18 protein-coding genes are annotated in these 18,157 nt (G+C 60.1%); 12 read left to right on the top strand and 6 right to left on the bottom strand.

Translation table 11 applies throughout. The features are described from left to right. The first annotated feature begins 111 nt into the window (after positions 1 to 111). On the top strand, positions 112 to 1,140 hold the full coding sequence (locus KW849_RS09200) for a GlxA family transcriptional regulator (RefSeq protein WP_371319124.1): 1,029 nt from the start codon (positions 112 to 114) through the stop codon (positions 1,138 to 1,140). A 10-nt stretch (positions 1,141 to 1,150) separates the two neighbouring features. Here KW849_RS09200 and KW849_RS09195 read toward each other — a convergent pair whose 3' ends face one another. Further along, complete coding sequence (locus KW849_RS09195) at positions 1,151 to 2,086, bottom strand: LysR substrate-binding domain-containing protein (protein ID WP_218429081.1); 936 nt, start codon at positions 2,084 to 2,086, stop codon at positions 1,151 to 1,153. A gap of 325 nt (positions 2,087 to 2,411) precedes the next feature. On the opposite strand from KW849_RS09195, the gene KW849_RS09190 reads away from it, so the two are divergent. The 4 genes from KW849_RS09190 to KW849_RS09175 all read left to right on the top strand — a co-directional run bounded on the left by KW849_RS09190 (position 2,412) and on the right by KW849_RS09175 (position 5,700). Beyond that, positions 2,412 to 2,804: a response regulator transcription factor gene (locus KW849_RS09190; RefSeq protein WP_218429080.1), complete on the top strand. Its 393-nt coding sequence runs from the start codon at positions 2,412 to 2,414 to the stop codon at positions 2,802 to 2,804. Positions 2,805 to 3,035: 231 nt separating this feature from the next. Further along, positions 3,036 to 4,238 (top strand): NAD(P)/FAD-dependent oxidoreductase, encoded by a 1,203-nt coding sequence (locus tag KW849_RS09185; RefSeq protein WP_218429079.1) that lies wholly within the window; start codon positions 3,036 to 3,038, stop codon positions 4,236 to 4,238. 76 nt (positions 4,239 to 4,314) lie between these two features. After that, positions 4,315 to 5,232 carry an MBL fold metallo-hydrolase gene (locus KW849_RS09180; protein WP_218429078.1) on the top strand — a complete coding sequence of 306 codons (918 nt, stop codon included), beginning with the start codon at positions 4,315 to 4,317 and terminating at the stop codon, positions 5,230 to 5,232. A gap of 279 nt (positions 5,233 to 5,511) precedes the next feature. Continuing rightward, on the top strand, positions 5,512 to 5,700 hold the full coding sequence (locus KW849_RS09175) for a ribbon-helix-helix protein, CopG family (protein WP_095077032.1): 189 nt from the start codon (positions 5,512 to 5,514) through the stop codon (positions 5,698 to 5,700). A 21-nt stretch (positions 5,701 to 5,721) separates the two neighbouring features. Here the strand turns inward: KW849_RS09175 and KW849_RS09170 are convergent, their stop codons facing one another. Further along, positions 5,722 to 7,383 (bottom strand): SulP family inorganic anion transporter, encoded by a 1,662-nt coding sequence (locus KW849_RS09170; RefSeq protein ID WP_218429077.1) that lies wholly within the window; start codon positions 7,381 to 7,383, stop codon positions 5,722 to 5,724. A 175-nt stretch (positions 7,384 to 7,558) separates the two neighbouring features. Here KW849_RS09170 and KW849_RS09165 point away from each other — a divergent pair, with 175 nt between their 5' ends. The 7 genes from KW849_RS09165 (at position 7,559) to KW849_RS09135 (ending at position 13,670) form a co-directional block, all read left to right on the top strand. Then, on the top strand, positions 7,559 to 7,789 hold the full coding sequence (locus tag KW849_RS09165) for a hypothetical protein (protein WP_177413253.1): 231 nt from the start codon (positions 7,559 to 7,561) through the stop codon (positions 7,787 to 7,789). An 868-nt stretch (positions 7,790 to 8,657) separates the two neighbouring features. Beyond that, on the top strand, positions 8,658 to 9,491 hold the full coding sequence (locus tag KW849_RS09160) for a phytanoyl-CoA dioxygenase family protein (protein WP_218429076.1): 834 nt from the start codon (positions 8,658 to 8,660) through the stop codon (positions 9,489 to 9,491). A 14-nt stretch (positions 9,492 to 9,505) separates the two neighbouring features. Further along, positions 9,506 to 9,922 carry a RidA family protein gene (locus KW849_RS09155; RefSeq protein ID WP_218429075.1) on the top strand — a complete coding sequence of 139 codons (417 nt, stop codon included), beginning with the start codon at positions 9,506 to 9,508 and terminating at the stop codon, positions 9,920 to 9,922. A gap of 83 nt (positions 9,923 to 10,005) precedes the next feature. After that, positions 10,006 to 10,302 (top strand): EthD family reductase, encoded by a 297-nt coding sequence (locus KW849_RS09150; RefSeq protein WP_218429074.1) that lies wholly within the window; start codon positions 10,006 to 10,008, stop codon positions 10,300 to 10,302. 207 nt (positions 10,303 to 10,509) lie between these two features. After that, positions 10,510 to 11,190, top strand: a complete 681-nt coding sequence (locus KW849_RS09145; RefSeq protein ID WP_223547060.1) for a TetR/AcrR family transcriptional regulator — start codon at positions 10,510 to 10,512, stop codon at positions 11,188 to 11,190. Between the two features lie 315 nt (positions 11,191 to 11,505). Next, positions 11,506 to 12,993: an FAD-dependent oxidoreductase gene (locus KW849_RS09140; protein ID WP_218429072.1), complete on the top strand. Its 1,488-nt coding sequence runs from the start codon at positions 11,506 to 11,508 to the stop codon at positions 12,991 to 12,993. Further along, complete coding sequence (locus tag KW849_RS09135) at positions 12,993 to 13,670, top strand: c-type cytochrome (RefSeq protein ID WP_218429071.1); 678 nt, start codon at positions 12,993 to 12,995, stop codon at positions 13,668 to 13,670. The genes KW849_RS09140 and KW849_RS09135 overlap by 1 nt, the downstream gene beginning before the upstream one ends. Positions 13,671 to 13,827: 157 nt before the next feature. Here the strand turns inward: KW849_RS09135 and KW849_RS09130 are convergent, their stop codons facing one another. From KW849_RS09130 to KW849_RS09115, 4 genes are all read right to left on the bottom strand, one after another. Next, on the bottom strand, positions 13,828 to 14,490 hold the full coding sequence (locus KW849_RS09130) for a hypothetical protein (protein ID WP_218429070.1): 663 nt from the start codon (positions 14,488 to 14,490) through the stop codon (positions 13,828 to 13,830). 35 nt (positions 14,491 to 14,525) lie between these two features. After that, a complete protein-coding gene (locus KW849_RS09125) occupies positions 14,526 to 15,182 on the bottom strand; it encodes a c-type cytochrome (RefSeq protein WP_218429069.1) in 657 nt (218 codons plus the stop codon). Positions 15,183 to 15,191: 9 nt separating this feature from the next. After that, positions 15,192 to 16,670, bottom strand: coding sequence for an FAD-dependent oxidoreductase (locus KW849_RS09120; RefSeq protein ID WP_218429068.1), 1,479 nt, complete (start codon positions 16,668 to 16,670; stop codon positions 15,192 to 15,194). Positions 16,671 to 16,784: 114 nt separating this feature from the next. Next, on the bottom strand, positions 16,785 to 18,149 hold the full coding sequence (locus tag KW849_RS09115) for an FAD-binding oxidoreductase (RefSeq protein WP_218429067.1): 1,365 nt from the start codon (positions 18,147 to 18,149) through the stop codon (positions 16,785 to 16,787). Positions 18,150 to 18,157: the final 8 nt, after the last annotated feature.

Here is an 18,157-nt window from a genome sequence, read left to right as displayed (position 1 = left end):
CCGACGCGAGCCGCCGTTAGGCCAGAACACCCTGAAAAACGGCCAGCTTGCGCGCTTGAAAACTCCCCGTGCGGACCCTATTTCAGCCACCGTTCGAACAGGCAGGATTTAATGACGAACTCCCCCACCATGCACCACTCGACACACCACCAGCCCTGGCCGGGCCAGCGCGAGGTGGTGTTCGTCGCCTACCCGAAGATGGGCCTGCTCGATCTCAGTGGCGCACAGACGGTGTTCTGGGCGGCCAGCAAGGCGCTCTCCCAGCGCGGGTTGCCCGGCTACCGGTTGCGCACGGCGAGTCTCGATGGCGGCCTGGTGAGCACCGTCGAGGGTCTGGCGGTGGACACCTGTACGCTTGGCGAGCTCGATCTCGCAGCAATCGATACCCTCGTCGTTCCCGGTGCTCCCGATATCTGCCAAACCCTGGACAGCCACGTCGGGCTGGTGGCGTGGCTACATCGCGAAGCGCCCACCGCACGCCGCGTGGCCTCGGTTTGCAGCGGCGCCTTTCTGCTGGCCAAGGCCGGCCTGCTCGACGGCTGCCGCGCCGCCACCCATTGGGCCATGTGCGACGCGCTGCGACAGAGCTTCCCCGCCCTGGAGGTGGACGCCGACGCGATCTTCATCCAGCAGGGCGCGGTGTGGACCTCGGCGGGCGTGACCGCCGGCATCGATCTGGCACTGGCCTTGGTGGAGGCGGACTGCGGCCGCGAGGTCAGCATGCAGGCGGCCCGCGAGCTGGTGGTATACCTCAAGCGTCCGGGTGGACAGGCGCAATACAGCACGCTGTTGCAGATGCAAGCGCAGGACAGTTCGGTATTCGACGATTTGCACGTGTGGCTGGCCGAGAACCTGAGCGACCCGGAGCTGACCGTGGAGCGCCTGGCGGAACAGGCGAAGATGAGCCTGCGCAACTTCTCCCGAGTCTACAAGCTGCACACCGGGCGCACGCCCGCCAAGGCCATCGAACTGTTGCGCCTGGAGGCGGCGAAGCGTCTGCTGGAGACCTCGCCGCGCAACATCGAGCAGATCGCCCGCGCCTGCGGATTCGCCGACGAGGAAAGGCTGCGCACCACCTTCCAGCGTCACCTGTCGATTTCGCCGCGCGACTACCGCAGCCGCTTTACCCGTGAAGGCTGAAGCCCCATCCTCAGGCCACGGCCAGCACCACCGGGCGTTCCGGCTGCTGCGCCAGGTAGCGTGCGAAGCAGGAGCGCAGCCAGCGCTCGCGCGGGTCCGCATGGCTGGTGCCACGCCAGGCCATGGACAGATCCGGGCTCGACAGGGGCAGCGGCGCGTAATCGGCACGCAGCCCTTCCAGGCGGACCATCTCCTGGGCGACGTAGTCAGGCACGATGGCTAGCATGTCGCTGCTGTCCAGCAACGCTGGCAAAGCGCTGAATTGGGGGACCGCCAGAACCACACGGCGCCGGCGACCATGGCGAGCCAGGATGCGGTCGACATTGTCGCTCACATTGCCCTGCGTGGAGACCACCACATGCGGGCGCTCGCAGAATTCGTCCAGAGTTACCGGTCCGGCCGCTGCGTCGGCACGCAGCAACATCGACTGCATGGGTCGCAAACTGCGGCAACGGGAATTCGCCGGCAGATCCCGGGCCAGACTGATGCCCACGGAAATGTCACCGCTGACCAGCAACTGCGGCAGCTGCCACTGATCCACCCGATGCACCACCAGCGTGACGTTGGGCGCCTCAATGCGCAGGTGCTTCATCAACCTTGGCAGCAGCGCGTACTCGACATCGTCGGAGAGCCCGACATGGAAGGATGCTTCGCTGGTGCGCGGATCGAACGCCTGGCTGCAACTCAGGGCAAGGGCAATACCTTCGAGCGCAGGCGCCAGTCGCGCGTGGATTTCCTCCGCTCGGGCCGTGGGCTCCATCACCCGCCCGGTGCGGATGAACAGCGGATCATTGAACATGGACCGAAGCCGCCCAAGCGCGCTGCTGACGGTGGCCTGACACAAGAACAGGCGTTCGCCCGCCCGGGTGACGTTGCGTTCACGCATCATGGTTTCGAAGACAACCAACAGATTGATGTCGGCATGCCGTAGATCGTTTCTGTTCATTTTTCCCACCCACCTGGTAAAGTCGGATTCGAACAACGCCTCGTCGCAACCGAATAAACAGTCGGGGTCTGCGATGTATTTCCAGCGTATTCAGGCAAAGCGGGCGAGTCTTTAGTTCATGGGGTCAATGAAAGCATCCCTCGGGCGCGCGAACTTATACTTGCGTATTTTCCTCTCGAACTTTCCGCAGCAAATATCATGAGCAGCAGACTTCCAGTCAGAATTTCTACACTTAGGTTTTGTTCACTTATACCTAGGTATACTTCTCCGACTCGGGCGACAGCGTATCTTGCAAGTACGGCAGGCGCCGCCACGAGTGCCCCAAATGATCCAACAGACTGAAATCCGCAATAGGGCCGTCATTGCAGTTGTCGATGACGACGAATCCCTTCGCACCGCCCTGGAAGGCCTTCTACGCGCCTCCGGCTACCAGGCGCGCACCTATGACGGGGGCCGCGAGTTCCTCGACTCCGACGGTCCGGCACAAGCCCACTGTCTGATCTCCGATATCCAGATGCCCGGCATGTGTGGCGTGGAGCTCTACGAGGCATTGCGCACCCGTGGCCTGCACATCCCGGTGATCTTCATCACCGCCTACCCGGGCGAGAAGCCGCGCATCACGTCGAGCATGCCCGGGGTGATCGCTTGCCTGCCCAAGCCGTTCGCGGCCGAACAGTTACTGGATTGTGTCGAAGCCGCCCTGCAACAAGTGCACTGAATTCCCCGGCCAAGTTCCTGACCGATACCTTCGTATAACTTTCTTCAACGGATGCATAGTTCTCGCACACCGATGGAGAAGTGCACCTCGACGTTCGCTCCCATAGCATGAATCCACAGCGGACAACTGGAAACAGAACAACACCGCTTGTATTTCGTGGCGGCCATTCATTGTCACGCCGAGCTTGAAGCCACTCCTTCAAGTTTCATTCATTCGAGTCAGGAGCACATCATGAAACAGCAACTTCTGGTTATTGGCGCGGGGTTCGGCGGTCTGTGGAGTGCCTTGAGCGCTGCCCGCCTGCTGGACATGCATGACCGCCAGGATGTGGAGATCACTCTGCTGGCACCGCAAGCCGAACTGCGCATTCGCCCGCGCTTCTACGAGCCCGATGTGCACAGCATGTTCGCCCCGCTGGATGCCCTGCTCGACGCGGTGAACGTGCGCTTCGTCAAAGGCACCGCTGAACGCATCGACGAGCAAGCCGGCCACGTCGGCTATCGTGACGAGGCCGGCCGTCCTGCCGAACTGACCTACGACAGGCTGGTGCTGGCCTCCGGCAGCCAATTGTCACGCCCCCCGGTGCCGGGCCTGAACGAGCACGCCTTCAACGTCGACCAGATCGAGTCCGCCGCACGCCTGGAGCGTCATCTGATGTCGCTCGGCAACCAACCTGCGAGCCGCGCCCGCAACACGGTAGTGGTCGCCGGTGGCGGCTTCACCGGCATAGAGACCGCCACCGAAATGCCAGCCCGCCTGCGCGCCGTGCTGGGTGCGGATCAGGACGTACGAGTGATTATCGTCGACCGCGGTGAGCGCATTGCAGCCGCTATGGGCGACGGCATTCGTCCTTCCATCGTCGAGGCCTCCGAGGAGCTGGGCATCGAGTGGATCACCGGTGCAACGGTTGCTTCGGTAGACGCCAACGGCGTAACCCTCGCCGACGGCCGACACATCGAGAGCCACACGGTGATCTGGACCGTCGGTTTCCGCGCCAGTCCCCTCACCGAACAGCTCACTGGCGAGCGCGATGGCCAGGGCCGTCTGCACGTTGACGGCAACCTGAAGGTCCGTGGCCAGGACAATGTGTTCGCCGCAGGCGATGTGGCCTACGCGGCCACCGACGATATCGGCAATTTCGCCGCGATGTCCTGCCAGCACGCGATCAGCCTGGGTCGCCACGCCGGCAACAACGCTGCTGCCGACCTGCTGGGCGTACCTGCGACTCTCTACCGCCAGCCCAAGTACGTGACCTGCCTGGACCTGGGTGCCTGGGGCGCGGTGTACACCGAAGGCTGGGATCGTCAGCTGAAACTGGTGAAGGAGGAAGCCAAGGAACTCAAGACGCAGATCAACACCCTGTGGATCTACCCCCCGGCCGCCGACCGGCGCACCGCCCTGGCCGCAGCCGACCCCCTGATCCCGGTGGCCTGACCGCTTCGCGCCGTTTCTGCCGTCGCGAGAGCGACATTCGCCTGATGTATTCGACCCAAGCAATAGGAGAATGACCATGACCATGCCTATGAAATCCTTCCCCCACCTGCAAGCGGATGCCGAGGAACTGGTTTCTTCGCGCTACGCACTGCGGCTCGGCGAGATTGACGTACTGGTGGTCAGCGATGGAGTGCTGCCGCTGCCGACCGAAACAATGTCCACCAACGCCGACCCGGCTGCCCGCGCGGCCTGGTTCAAGGACATGTACCTCGGGCCGGACATGTTCGACTGGGCACTGAACGTGCTGGTGGTACGCAGCGGCGAGCAGACCATTCTGGTCGACGCCGGGCTGGGCGGCCAGTTCCCCGGTTTTCCGCGAGCCGGGCAGTTCCCCAAGCGACTGGAAGCCGCCGGTATCGACCTCGCGTCCATCACTGACGTGGTGATCACCCACATGCACATGGACCATATCGGCGGGCTGCTCGTCGATGAGGTGAAGAACCGCCTGCGTCCCGACGTGCGCATCCACGTCACAGCCACCGAAGTCGACTTCTGGACAACCCCCGATTTCTCCCACACCTCGATGCCGCAACCGGTGCCGGACGTCCTGCGCAGAACCGCCAATCAGTTCATGGAGCAGTACCACAGCAAGCTGCACATCTTCGAGGATGAGCATGAAGTGGCACCGGGCGTAGTCGCCAAACTCACCGGCGGTCACACTCCCGGGCACTGCGTGGTCTACGTTACCTCCGGCGGCGAGCGCCTGACCTTCGCCGGTGACGCCCTGTTCCCGGTGGCCTTCGACCATCCCGACTGGCACAACGGCTTCGAGCACGATCCCGAGGAATCGGTTCGCGTTCGAGTCCGCCTGCTACAGGAGGCGGCGGCGAGCGGCGAGTTGTTCGTCGCCACTCACCTGCCCTTCCCATCGGTCGGCCGAGTGGCCGTCGACGGTGCCGCTTTCCGCTGGATTGCGGCCTTCTGGGATTATTGATCGCCAGTTGGTATCGGGCCTGCGCCTGGTCCGCCCTCCCGCATTCACGGGAGAGCGGACCAGGCGCAGGCCTGCTGAGAACTTTGGATGAGCATTCGCTGGAGGTCTGTTGTTCGCCAACGGCAGCAATCGGCCCAGGCTGTGTAAAAACGCAGACACCATGGGAGCCAAATCTTTTCTTGTGGGTAAAGTCCAAGTAACGAGCAGTACAGTGACAGCACCGGACAAGACAATTACAATTTGATTAACATCTAGCGACTTGAGCGATTGAATACCCCCATGGAAAGCAAGACTGCGCGCCTCACTGTGCTCATTGATCCCGTCAAGAAAAAAGCTTTCGAGGAACTCTGTGCGGCACAAGACCTGACGTCTTCACAGGTTGTCCGCCAACTGATTCGTGACTACCTGGACACCCACGGTGCCAGCTATTCGACCAAGAGCAAGCATGCCGCCAGCACCAAGTCATGACCTGACACGGGCGGTAAGCCTTTAGAGGGTCGACGGACCCTCTGCAATACTGACCGCGTTAGCCAGCGCGGTGTTGAAGTCGGCGTGGTAATGCTCCGTGCCGATTTCCTGCAAGATACCCACCCTATCGAGCTTGTGGAGCACCTTCGCGTTCGCTTCACAGAGTTTCACCACGATGTTGCGATTGTGCAGTTGCTGAATGACCTCCTCCAGCACCTGCAAGCCAGTGATATCCATGAACGGTACACGCTTCAAGCGAATGATCAGCAGGCGTGGATCGGTATGGGTCTGTGCCAAGACACGCTCGAAGGTCTCTGCCGCGCCAAAGAACAATGGCCCTTCAATCGTATAAATCAATGTCCCTGGCGGCAGACGAGTGTGCCCATTGGTCCTCAGCTCTTCTTCAAGCTCGTGCTCGACGACCTGTTGCACCTCCACAGATGAGGCCATGCGGCGCAGGAAGTGCAGCATCGCAAGAATGACGCCGATATTCACGGCGATCACCAGGTCGCTGAACACGGTGAGGCTGAAGGTGATGAGCAGGATAGCGACGTCTGCGCGTGGAGCCCGTTGGACCATGCGCTTGAAGTGCTTCAACTCGCTCATGTTGTACGCGACCACGAAAAGAATGGCGGCCAGGGAGCACAGTGGAATGTTTGAGGCCAGAGGTGCCAGAAACAGAATAATAAGCACCAACGTGACCGCGTGCGTAATGCCGGCCAGCGGGCTCGTGCCGCCGTTACGGATATTGGTTGCAGTACGGGCAATGGCTCCGGTCGCTGCGAAACCGCCAAACAATGGCGTGACCAGATTAGCCACTCCCTGACCGATCAGTTCCTGATTGGAGTCGTGCTTGGTGCCTGCCATGCCATCGGCCACCATTGCGGACAGCAGTGATTCGATTGCTCCAAGCATGGCAATAGTGAACGCCGGACCAATCAAGTCGATGACGCGAGACAACGTGATTTCAGGCAGGCTAAACGCTGGAAGGCCTTGAGGTATTCCCCCAAATGCGCTGCCGATCGTGGCTACCCCCTCGAAATGAAAGGTTGACTGTATCGCTGTAGCGACCGCCATTGCGACTAATGGGCCAGGTAGCCGTTTGAGTCCGGGGACTTTGGACGCGGTGATGACCAGGAAAAGACTAAGTACCGCCAGCAGGCTTGTGGCCATGTGAAGATCCGGGAGCGCCTGGAGCAAATGCCAGAGCTTTTCATGGAAATGCTCTCCACTGATCTTCGGTAAACCGAAAAAGTCTTTCCACTGTCCGACCCAGATGATCACGCCGATGCCCGCAGTGAATCCGACTATCACCGGGTCAGGGATAAACTTGATGATTGCACCGAGGCGGGCCATCCCCAGCAATAACAGCATGGCCCCCGCCATCATCGTGGCGATTTGCAAACCGTCAACACCGTGCTTGGCGGTGACCCCCGCCAAAATCACGATGAACGCACCTGTCGGCCCGGCAATCTGCAGGCGGCTTCCGCCAAAGAGTGAAACCAGCAGGCCACCGATGATTGCGGTGTAGACGCCTTGCTCAGGTTTGACCCCGGATGCAATGGCAAACGCCATTGCAAGGGGGAGCGCCACGACCCCGACGATCACGCCAGACACCACATTGCGCAGCCAATGCTCTCGCCTCAACAACCCCGCCTTCCATGCCTCACCTATCGCAATCATGGCTAGCTCCTCAGTGGATGCATGTGCATAATATTAACATACTGTGATAATTGAAATGCCCTTGATCCACCGCTTCGTGCGGTTGGAGATGTCTATAGTGAAAGTTCAGATGGAGCTGGGCGGGCATGCACTGCAAATAGAGAATCTTGAAAGCGCGTGTAGCGTGGTGACTGACATGAATCGTAAAGCTGTGAGAAGCAAACACGCCGAAGGCGTGACCTTTGACACCCATGTGATCGCGAATCCGACCAACCCCAAGGAGTGGATCGTGTTCTTCAAGAAGGACGCCGGGAGAAGTTATTTCCTGGTTGATGACAACGAGGAAGTCGAGTCTTTCGGGCATCTGGATGACCTGATCGCCGAGCTTCGGGACTTGGGCCTCAAGACCGCTGAAATCCATTTCTGAAAATCATGGTTGATCGGTACAGGCAGATTGAACCTCACCCTGCATACCTGCCTGCTTGTTCTACATAACGGATCCGATTGAACCCGGGACCTCCGATAAAAAAACTGAGCAACAGAATCGCCGGTCAGATAAGCGTGCAACTACACGGGAGTGGCTGCTTCTGGCCGATTCTGTTGAAAACAGTCGGTCTGCCCAAACTCCCTGATCTTTGACTGGTGAAGACGCCTTTTTTGCACACTGCTACGTGAAATCCGAGCCCGGAAGCCTCTGCCGAAAGTAAAGATTTCAATTTCGGACGCATACTTTTCTACTGCACAAACCATGGTCGACTTTTCAACAGAATCGGCCAATAGCCGACGATAGCGGCAGGCAACACTCGACCCTGATCGGCCAGTCGTGCATCGACGACATTGTGGGAAACTCCATGTTATTGAGCTCGTTTGACGACTACTCGTCCATTCAACCTCGAAGGCTCTACTTCGACGGTTGTTAGAAAACAAAAAAGAACTCATTAGATTTTAATGCGGGCAAGCCTGTCCGCCCCCTCGATATTGGCAATGCCGGTGATAGGCTGCGACGGCGCCTAGAAACTCTTCTCCAGCGGCAAGGGAGGTTTACGTCTATTACGTCTTCTAGTGCTCCCCTTTGCGCCACGCATATACCCTCGCCGATAGTTCAAGTGGCCTAATTGATTCGGCAGCGGCTGGCCGCCTTTTGGAGGGAAAAAGCTGCCACATCCGACGCCACCACGGCCAGAGAGTTGGTATCTTCGGCGTTATGCTGGTTTTACGTAACGATCGTTGCGTAAAATAAATCTGGCTGCTACGATCAATCTCACTTTAGTGAAATCTCGTAGGAGAAAGCCGCTATGCAAGACTCTCTGCGCAAGGCATTCCAGGAAGACGGAGCAGTCCTGATCAAAGGACTTCTGAGCGAGGAGCAACTAGCTCAGTGTCGGACTGCCTATGACTGGGCAGTCGAGAACCACGGCCCCAACGCGTTTCGAATGTTCGATGGGACCTTGCAGCAGTCGCACGTCGACAACGCTAATCCGCTCGCCAAGGAGCGCCTGGAGGAGTTGGTCTCTTCCCTCCCCTTTGGCCAGTTATTCGCACACCTCTGGGGTTCCGAAAATGTCTGGTATTTCGCCGAGGAAGTGTTCCTCAAGGCCGGCGGACGCGGTTCGCGCACACTCTGGCATCAGGACACCTCTTATTTGCCCTGGGCCGGCATGCATTGGGGCAATGCATGGATCAGTTTCGAATCCGTTCCCAAGCAGAATGCATTGGAGATCATTCGGGGCTCACACCGCGGAACGCGTTTTGATGGCACCACCTTCCTCGACCCGAACGACCCAACCCAACCCTTGCATGGAGGCGGCATGCTGCCTCGCCTTCCCGATATCGAGGCTGAGCGCGAACAGGCGCCCGATGCGTACGAAATTCTGTCGTGGGCAACGGAGCCCGGGGATGTGGTCGTGCTCCATCCCGGCTCGCTACACGGCGGCGCGCCGGTCGACGAAGCCTTCCCGGATCGCCACACCTTTGTTTTCCGCTTCTTTGGTGACGATGCAACCTTCAACCCCCTGCCGGAGCACAGCGATGCTGGTTATCCGAAGGAAGGCGTTCTCTTCACCGAAGAATTGATGACCTTGAAGCCGGGAGAACCCTTCCGTCACCCCACCTTCCGCCAACTCGTATGATCGGAGACCAAGCAATGAGTACGCAGATCCTGAAACGGCAAACCATCACCCCTCCCCAATCCCAAGTGTTCTACGATAACTATCACTTTCCGCAAGCGACGCGTGTCGGGGACATGATCTGGGTTTCCGGCCAGGTCGGAATCGACGCCACAATGACACCGGGCAACGGTATCGAAGAGCAGGCGCACCTAGCCTTCCAAGGCTTGAAAATCGCCCTTGAGGCGGCGGGCGCGACCCTGGCGGATGTTGTCGAGCTGATGACATTTCATACTGAGCTTCAAGCTGATACGCACGCATTCATCCAGGTCAAGCACCAGTACTTCCCCGACCGGTATCCGTCATGGACCGCCATCGGCATCTCGCAACTGGCCCTTCCCGGGCTTCGCGTGGAAATTCGCGCCGTTGCGGTCGTGGGTTGCGGCGAAAGCTGATTTCACAAAGACACCGCGCCTCAGGTTGCCGAGGCGCGTCTCACGCCCTCTCTACCCCATCACAACAAGAGCAAGGACTACCCATGGCTACCCTTATCGTGAGCTACCCCTTAACCGAAGATGCGAAATTCGACCGGGAGTACTACCTTTCCACCCACATCCCGCTTGCGCGCTCCGCATGGGGTGAGTTTGGACTGCAATCGGCCGAGATCCTGTTTCCGGCCGTCGGTCCGCAGCCCTTGGCCGGCCTGGTGATTCTGCGCTTCAACAATCAGGCCGGAATCGATGCCGCGCTCACCTCCCCCAGGACGGCTGAGGTTCTCGGCGACGTGGCGAATTTCACCAATATCGCTCCGGTGATCTTCCGCGCGGACGACTGATGTATCGCACGGCTGCCCGAAGGCCGCTGATGCGCCCTTCGGGAGAGCCCCGGTATCGAGTCTTGCATGGGTGCTTTCTTCAAATAAATTCCATATGCTGAGCCGCTAATAGCAAGTTGCAGCTTTTTCATTGCAACTGTTACTCCGATCAATTGAGCCAGCGAAAATTACCCATTTCCTATGCCTGATTCACGACCCCAGCCTCCCATGAACAACAGCTCTCAAGCGAGTGATAGCGAATCCGAACCGGTCTCCCGCCGGGGTCGGCCCGTAGGCGACCACAAGGCGAAACGGGCCGAGTTGCTGGCGGCGGCGATCGCGGTGATCGCACGCGAGGGCTATGCCGGAGCTTCGATGCGCAAAGTGGCGCAGCACGCCGGGTGCACGACGGGAGCGGTGACCTACTACTTCGCAAACAAGGAGGAGATGATCACCGCTGTCGCACAAAGCCTGTTCGACCAGATCGATACTTTGCTGGAGAACAACCAGGAGCGGATCGATATCAAGGCTCTCATCGAACAATGGCTCGACTGGACGAACACCGACGAGCCGGACGCATGGCTCGCATGGCTCCAATTGCTTGGCTACGCAAGGCACGAACCGGCTTTCGCCGGCGTCATCAAGCAACGATATGCAAGGTTCCGCCAGGTGTTTACATCGGTACTGGAGAGAGGGCAAAGCCAAGGCATAATCCGCGACGATATCCCCGCTGAGTTGCTCGCCGATCAGCTCAGCGCGATCAGCGATGGATGGATGATGATGTTGCCGATCGAACCTGAACGGTTCGGTTCGAGCCGAGGTCAATCCCTTCTCGATGCCCTCATGACCTTGATCACTCCACCCCAACCGCAAAAACCATCTTCCAAGAGAAAGGCAGTCGCCAAGTAAAGCAGTTAACGCGCGCAGCTGAGATTGCTTCCACGGGCCGCGCGCTTCTCCAGGATCATCAGGTCGGGGCTGCGCATCGCGCTTTCTTGCAATGGCCATTACATGGCACCGGTTGCCTTGTTCTGACCGCCCTATCCAGCAGGACACCTGCCCTTATCATGCCGCGGCCCATCTCACAGGCGCCGGGGCCTGCGTCCTCCTCCCCCCTCAAAACCAAAACGCCCTCCTGTTCTGCTTTGCACGGTTTCAAATGTGCTGTATTTTTACATAACAATTGTTATGTAAAAATACACTATAAATATGACAGAGGCGAAGATGGATTCAGATAACGATGAATTGTCGCTGCCAGCGCGCCAGCGACGCTTGCTGCTTCAGGCGATTGGAAGCGCCACCTTGATCGGAGGGATCGCACTGAGCGGGCGGGCCACGGCTCAGGTGCTACATGCTGGCCAGGACGACATCCTTGACGTAGCCATCATCGGGGCAGGACTGGCCGGCCTGACTTCGGCGCGGGACCTGCGCCGCGCTGGCTGCGAGTCCTTCGTCGTACTCGAGGCCCGGGACCGTGTCGGTGGGCGCACCTACAACCACGACCTGGGCAAAGGCGTTGTGTCGGAAGCCGGTGGCGAGTGGATCGGTCCCGGCCAGACGGCCATCTTCGACCTGGCCCGTGAACTCGAGATCGACACCTTCCCGACCTGGTACCAGGGCAAAAACGTCTACCTGGTGGGAGACGCCAAGTTCGAGCAGGACCTGACCAAAGGCCCGAACTCCAATGCCTCGATAGTCGAGAAGCTGAATGAACTGGCACGGGGAGTGCCCAGCAAGGAGCCATGGACCGCGACGGATGCGGCCGCCCTGGACAAACTGTCGGTCGGCGAGTGGCTTGCGCAGCAGGGAGTCAGCAATGAGAGCAAGCTCGGCTTCGATACCTCCATCGGCCTGACAACGGGTACCCCTCCCTCAGTCCTGGCGCTGTTGCACTACCTGTCCCTCATCAATTCCGCCGATTGCCGCATGGAAAAACTCGAGGGGTTCAAGGGCGGCGCCCAGGAAACTCGCTTCGTCGGCGGCTCACAGATCCTCAGTCTCAAGATGGCAGAGGCACTGGGTGACAAGGTCAAATTGTCCTGCCCGGTGCGCAAGATCGTCAGCTGGGACCAAGATGTGGTCGAACTGCATACCGACCAGGGCGTCATTCGCGCCCGACAGGTCATTGCTGCGCTGCACCCGGCCTTGTGCAACCAGATCAGCTTCGATCCGCCCCTCCCCGACGGGCGGGCGCAGTTACAGCGCCGCTGGCCGTCCCATGCCCCCATGCGCAAGACCGTGCATGTCTACGAGCGTCCGTTCTGGCGGGACAAGGGCCTGAACGGCCAGATCACGCAAGCCGACGGACCGCTGATCCTGTCCTATGACAACTCGCCCCCGGATGGCAGCGTCGGTGTCCTCAGCGCCTTCGTCAGAAGCGGCCAATTGCCCCACGATGCCAACGCCGCCCAAAGCGCCCTGTCAGAGATCTATGCACAAGCAATGGGCGACGAAGCGCTGCACCCCATCCAGTTCCACGACCACGACTGGGGCAAGGTCGATCCCTGGACCCTTACCTGCGTCGCGTCGATACCACCCGGTTTTCTGACCAAATGGGGTCAGTACCTGAAACCGTCGGTCGGCCGCCTGATCTGGTCCGGCACTGAAACGGCCGATCTCTGGGCCAGTTCGATGGATGGTGCTATCCGTGCCGGCCACCGCGCAGCACTCGAGGCGCTCCAGGCGTTGGTTCAACGTCAGAGGAACGTGTAATGAAGCGAGCATTTGTGATGGGGGCGGTCGTAACTGTGGCGGCCCTGGCGGTATCGAGCGTGATATATGGCCCGGAGATGGTGGCGGGCTATCGCTTCATGGACGCCCTCGACCAGCATTATGCCAACTACGAGGCCAATGGCGGCGCCTGGCCACAGATTCAGGATTCCTGCGCACTTTGCCACGGCGCCAATGGCCAGCCCCGGGACGCGCAGTACGCTTCCCTGGCCGGTCTACCCGCGCCATACATCGAAGCCCAGTTGCACGCCTTCGCCGAAGGGCGTCGACACAGCCCGCAAATGAGCCCGCTCGCGGCAAATCTGACTACAGATCAAATCAAGTCCCTGGCGGACTATTTCGCGCGTCAGCAGCCGGGAGGGACAGAGGCCCCCAGCCGCGATGAAACGCTGGAACAACGCGGACAAGCCACAGTCGCGACCAGGGGATGCGCCGCCTGCCATGGCGAAAGTCTGTCGGGGAGCCCGCTGGCTCCCCGCATTGCGGGCCAGGGCGAACACTACTTGATAGACCAGCTCACCGCCTTCAAGCAGGGGCAACGCAAGGACCCCAGCCAGGCCATGAACGCCATGACCCGCACACTCTCGGAGGAGGAGATCAGGGCCACGGCCCACTTCCTGGCCAACCAGACACCAACCTCGAATCCGGTAACCAGGTAATCGGTTATTCGTGGAGGTGGGCATGGACGCTCACCTGCCCCACATTCCCGTTCGAGAGACAGAACTCCCCCGGATCATTGCTGCCAACTCGGACATTGCGCCGAAACGAGTAAGCCGCCAGAACATGGCGGCTTACTCTATGCAACTCGCAAATCGGTCAGCGGACCTGCACAAGCAATCGAGACGAACCTCCCATCGCGCGCCCCAGCGCGCCATAGGCGTAATACAGTTGGACCATGGTGTAAGACCAAGTGGTCAAGGCAAAGGTCATGAATACCATTTTGGTGTCGTCACCCGGGATCGGGAAGAGGTCATAGACGAGAGCCACGACCAGGGCGACCGCAGCACCCACCGCCGTGGCCAGGGCGTGCAGGTTCTCTCGGGCACAAACCAGTTGCCAGGTGAAATACGCGAGATAAATCGTGTAGCCCGACCACATGATCACATAGAAGTACGGGAGCGGTTCGCGAACGAAGTCAGCCAGGACGAGCACGAAGGTGGCAGCGAATGAAGCCGCGAATATCACGACATCCTTGGAAACCGATGGTTTGTAATTATGAGTGACCGCCATCAGGCCAAGAGTGGCAACAATCGGTATACCGAACCCGCGGGAAAAGGCATCGAGAAAGAATGAGATGCTGTAGTTAAACTTCCACTCAGTGAGGAGGTATATCAGAAGATTCGACCCGGAGAAGGCAACGATCAGCCACTCGAAACCGAGCAGATAATTCTGTTTTTTAAGAAACTTGATCCCGTAAGTCACTCCGCAAAGAATCAACAGAGCGCAAGCAAGCAACGCAAAGGTATCCCTGATTTCCATAGTAATAGCCTCTATCAAATACTGGACTCAATACATCACTTCGCCACAGGAGCGAGTGCCGCGAGATAATGGGCAAGTGCTTTGCGATCATCCGCGGACAACGTCGTGACAATGGCGGTCATCGCGCCTGACGGATCCTTGCGGTGACCCAGCGCAAAAGCATTCAGCTGCGCCAGCAGGTAGTCATGCCCCTGCCCGGCCAACCGCGGGAATTGGTCGTGCCCCATCAGACCTTCACCATGACAAGCGGCGCAGCCCCCGCTCGCCACCAGCTTCTTGCCCTTCTCCTGCAGAGCGGGATCAGGCTTGAACGACCCGTTTTGAGCAGCAGGGTGCTTGGCGAAGTACTCCGACAGGAGCTGAATGTCAGCCTCACTCAGGCTCAATGCCAGCGGGCCCATGTTCGGGTTGGCTCGCTCGCCGCTGGCGAAGTGGCGCAGCTGAGCCGCCAGGTAGGGAGCCGGCTGGCCCGCGAGACTCGGGTAGCCCTGATGCAGCGAGTTGCCCTGGGCCCCATGACAACCGACACACGCATCGGTCAGGCGTGGCCACGGCCCACCATCAGCCTGCCGCGCCTCGCTGGACGTGCTGATGTGAGTCAGCAGGCGATAGAGATCGAGCAGGTCCCGGCCGTAAACAGCCAGCAGGCCCGCAACGACCGTAACAAATCCCAGCAAAATCCACTTCTTCATATTCACCTCCTATGCCCGGCGCAGGGCGTTGAGGGCCTGCAGGGCACTCTGGTGGCCCGAGCGCACAGCGCCATCCATGTAGCCGGCCCAGATTTCGGCGGTCTCGGTACCGGACCAGATCAGATTGCCGCAGGCTGGCCGCAGCGCCTCACCATGGGTGGTCCAGAATCCCGGAGGTATGGCCGAAATGCAGGTGATCGACCAAGGATCGTCACGCCCCCAATCCTGATCGTGATAGGCCACGGGCTGCAGCGCTTTGTCTCCCCAGGCGCGCGCGTAGAGTTCCGTCAGGATGTGCTTCGCCGTTGCAGGGTCCGAGGGCAGATTGGCGTTGGATATGAAGGCGTTGATGACGCCCACATCCCCATTGGGTGGTGAGTTATCCCAGGCCCAGATAATGGGACCGTTGAGCATGATGATGTGCCCATTCAGGCCCTTGTCGCGCCAGAACGGCCGGGGGTACACCATGGCCGTCTTGCGCGCCGGGGAGTGCGCTGGCCAGGCACGCTGCAGAGCGGCACGCGCTGGCGGCAGGGGCGGATCGAACTGCACCTGGTTGCAGAGGGCTGGATGGATGGCCACGATAACCTTGCGCGCACGCACCAGCCCCTGGTCCGTGTGTAGCGTGACGACCTCGCGATCCCAGTCGGCAATCCTGCGGACCGGGCACTGCAAGCGCACCTTGTCCCCCAGTTGCCCGGCCATTGTGGTGCTGAGAATCTGCGAGCCGCCGACAAACCGAGTACCCTGGGCGCTGTCCTTGATCGAGTCGAGCTTTTCGTAATCACAGCTGGCTGAGTTGATCATGGACAGGAAATGCAAGAGCCCCATTTTGGCCGGGGTTACCCCACCGCTCAGCGTCATGCTGGCATCCCAGCCTGGCTGATCCTCGGGTTTGATGTTTTGCCGGGCCAGCCAATCGCCAACCGAAAGCTTGTCCAGCTCCGCTGCCTTCGGCGAATTCCAGGGCGCCCCCGAGGGCACATCGCGCGAAAGCTCGCTGAGCTTTCCAGCGACGGTCATATCAGTGCCGAAGGTTCCCTTGAGATCGACCTCAAGGCGGCCGTCGCCGCCGAGAATGACCGTGCTGCCTTCGTAGAAGCTCGGGAAGGTTCCCACCTCCAGCTGCCGCGCGAGATCCTCGACAGCGGTCTGGCCCGGCCCGATCCACTGGCCACCGACCTCGGAAACATGGCCGTTGCCCATGTCGAAATTGAGGGTTCGACCTCCCACGCGGTCCCGTGCCTCGAGGACCACGAAGGACTGGCTGCCGGCCAGCTGCAGGTCCCGGGCGGCAGTCAATCCAGCCAGGCCAGCGCCTATGATGGCGACATCCAGAACATCGCCCGCCTCGCCAGTGGCTGCACCGGCATGCGCCAGCCCCACGTTCAGGCCGAAACCTCCTACGGCCACGGAGGCACCGGCGAGTTTCAGAAATTGTCTACGTTTTGAATCGAGTCCGGTATCGGAGTCAGGCCTCTTGGCCATGGCTAATGCCTCACGCAGCGGTTAATCGAGATCACTGACCAACAGGTATTTCGCTGCGCAACATTGGCGAAGCGAACATGATCAGTCACATGGGAAATATCAGAACAACGATAATCAGCTGCGCCGCTGCAGGGCTCTCCAGTTCGTCCACTCATCAAGAGCTTTCGCCGCCACAAGGCCAACATTCATGGCGCACCACTGCAGGGGTTCGGGAAGCATTGAAGGCGTCTTGTGGTGCAACGCCTCCATCAGCGGATTCTCGACACCACCGATTCGCTCGGCGAGTAGCAGCCCCATGAGCGATTGGGTAGCAACACCGTGTCCCGCACACCCAGCCGTGTAGAGGATGTTTTGCTGTGCCCCGGTTGCGCCCACCACCGGCAGAGCGTCGTACGCCATGCTGACGTAACCGCTCCAGCAAGATTGGATGCCAAGGCCGCGCAGGGTCGGGAAGCGCTCGTGCAGCGCCTGCCCCAATGCGCGATAGGCGCTGGCGTCCGGCACGTTGGGCGTCTTCGAGCCATAGACGTAACTGAGCTGCTTGGTGGTCAGCACCAGCGTGTTACGTGCAGTCAGGCGGTGACTCTCCATGGTTATATGCGGCGTCACAATGCCTTCGCGCCCTCGCCAGCCGAGCGATGACAACTGCGTCGCCGACAGCGGCCGGGTTTCGATCGCAGAAACCCGAAACGGCGCGATCTTATTGCGCAGCAGGCCCAGTTGTGGGGTAAAGGCGTTGGTGGCCAGCACCATGATTGGCGCACTCGCGCTACCGTGCGAGGTCTTGCAGGTGATGGTTCGCCCCTCGCTATAGGACAGCAGCGGAGTTTGCTCGTACAGCTTCACGCCCGCCTGAATCGCTGCACGGCGCAGCCCCAGTACGTATTTGCCCGGATCCAGCGTGCCGCCGTGCTGGGTGCAACCGAACAGGAAGGCTGGCGGAATCCCGCGTGCACGCATCTCGGCCTGATCCACGAAGCGCGTGACCGAACCCAGATCAAGCCCAACTTCCATGCTCTTGCGCAGTCGCTTTTCCTGCGAGGGATGAACGGCGGCGCGGATGAGCCCGGAAGGGTTGTAGTCGCAGTCGATGCCCAGCTCGATCAACCGCTTTTCCACATAGGGGACGCCTGCATCGTAGAAACGGACGATCTGCTTCGCCCGCTCGCGCCCCACTCGACTGACGAACAATTCGAACTCAAGCCCCATGCTGCCGGCAAGGTAGCCCGCATTGCGCCCACTGGCGCCAAAGCCGGCAAATTCTTGCTCGAGGACGATGACTTTGGCCCCGCGAGCCGTCAGCTCTAATGCGGTGGACAGGCCAGCGAAGCCGGCACCGACCACTATCACGTCGGCGCTGACATCGCCCTGTAGCTGCGGTTGCAGATCGTCCGGCTTATCCATCCACCCACCGAAGCGTCGAAACTGCCCCGGATCGGTAAGGGTTATTTGGTTTTCGTTGCGATGGTGGGTAGACATGGCGAGTT

It is taken from the genome of Pseudomonas sp. PDM26 (genome assembly GCF_019219185.1).
Taxonomy (GTDB): domain Bacteria; phylum Pseudomonadota; class Gammaproteobacteria; order Pseudomonadales; family Pseudomonadaceae; genus Aquipseudomonas.
The sequence above is the reverse complement of the archived record's forward strand: the minus strand, read 5'-3'. Positions and strand labels throughout refer to the sequence as shown.

What these genes read in the sequence shown, in the direction of transcription:
- KW849_RS09200 (WP_371319124.1), top strand. Translation starts at nt 112, where the DNA reads ATGACGAACTCCCCCACCATGCACCACTCGACACACCACCAGCCCTGG.
- KW849_RS09195 (WP_218429081.1), bottom strand. Translation starts at nt 2,086, where the DNA reads ATGAACAGAAACGATCTACGGCATGCCGACATCAATCTGTTGGTTGTC.
- KW849_RS09190 (WP_218429080.1), top strand. Translation starts at nt 2,412, where the DNA reads ATGATCCAACAGACTGAAATCCGCAATAGGGCCGTCATTGCAGTTGTC.
- KW849_RS09185 (WP_218429079.1), top strand. Translation starts at nt 3,036, where the DNA reads ATGAAACAGCAACTTCTGGTTATTGGCGCGGGGTTCGGCGGTCTGTGG.
- KW849_RS09180 (WP_218429078.1), top strand. Translation starts at nt 4,315, where the DNA reads ATGACCATGCCTATGAAATCCTTCCCCCACCTGCAAGCGGATGCCGAG.
- KW849_RS09175 (WP_095077032.1), top strand. Translation starts at nt 5,512, where the DNA reads ATGGAAAGCAAGACTGCGCGCCTCACTGTGCTCATTGATCCCGTCAAG.
- KW849_RS09170 (WP_218429077.1), bottom strand. Translation starts at nt 7,383, where the DNA reads ATGATTGCGATAGGTGAGGCATGGAAGGCGGGGTTGTTGAGGCGAGAG.
- KW849_RS09165 (WP_177413253.1), top strand. Translation starts at nt 7,559, where the DNA reads ATGAATCGTAAAGCTGTGAGAAGCAAACACGCCGAAGGCGTGACCTTT.
- KW849_RS09160 (WP_218429076.1), top strand. Translation starts at nt 8,658, where the DNA reads ATGCAAGACTCTCTGCGCAAGGCATTCCAGGAAGACGGAGCAGTCCTG.
- KW849_RS09155 (WP_218429075.1), top strand. Translation starts at nt 9,506, where the DNA reads ATGAGTACGCAGATCCTGAAACGGCAAACCATCACCCCTCCCCAATCC.
- KW849_RS09150 (WP_218429074.1), top strand. Translation starts at nt 10,006, where the DNA reads ATGGCTACCCTTATCGTGAGCTACCCCTTAACCGAAGATGCGAAATTC.
- KW849_RS09145 (WP_223547060.1), top strand. Translation starts at nt 10,510, where the DNA reads ATGAACAACAGCTCTCAAGCGAGTGATAGCGAATCCGAACCGGTCTCC.
- KW849_RS09140 (WP_218429072.1), top strand. Translation starts at nt 11,506, where the DNA reads ATGGATTCAGATAACGATGAATTGTCGCTGCCAGCGCGCCAGCGACGC.
- KW849_RS09135 (WP_218429071.1), top strand. Translation starts at nt 12,993, where the DNA reads ATGAAGCGAGCATTTGTGATGGGGGCGGTCGTAACTGTGGCGGCCCTG.
- KW849_RS09130 (WP_218429070.1), bottom strand. Translation starts at nt 14,490, where the DNA reads ATGGAAATCAGGGATACCTTTGCGTTGCTTGCTTGCGCTCTGTTGATT.
- KW849_RS09125 (WP_218429069.1), bottom strand. Translation starts at nt 15,182, where the DNA reads ATGAAGAAGTGGATTTTGCTGGGATTTGTTACGGTCGTTGCGGGCCTG.
- KW849_RS09120 (WP_218429068.1), bottom strand. Translation starts at nt 16,670, where the DNA reads ATGGCCAAGAGGCCTGACTCCGATACCGGACTCGATTCAAAACGTAGA.
- KW849_RS09115 (WP_218429067.1), bottom strand. Translation starts at nt 18,149, where the DNA reads ATGTCTACCCACCATCGCAACGAAAACCAAATAACCCTTACCGATCCG.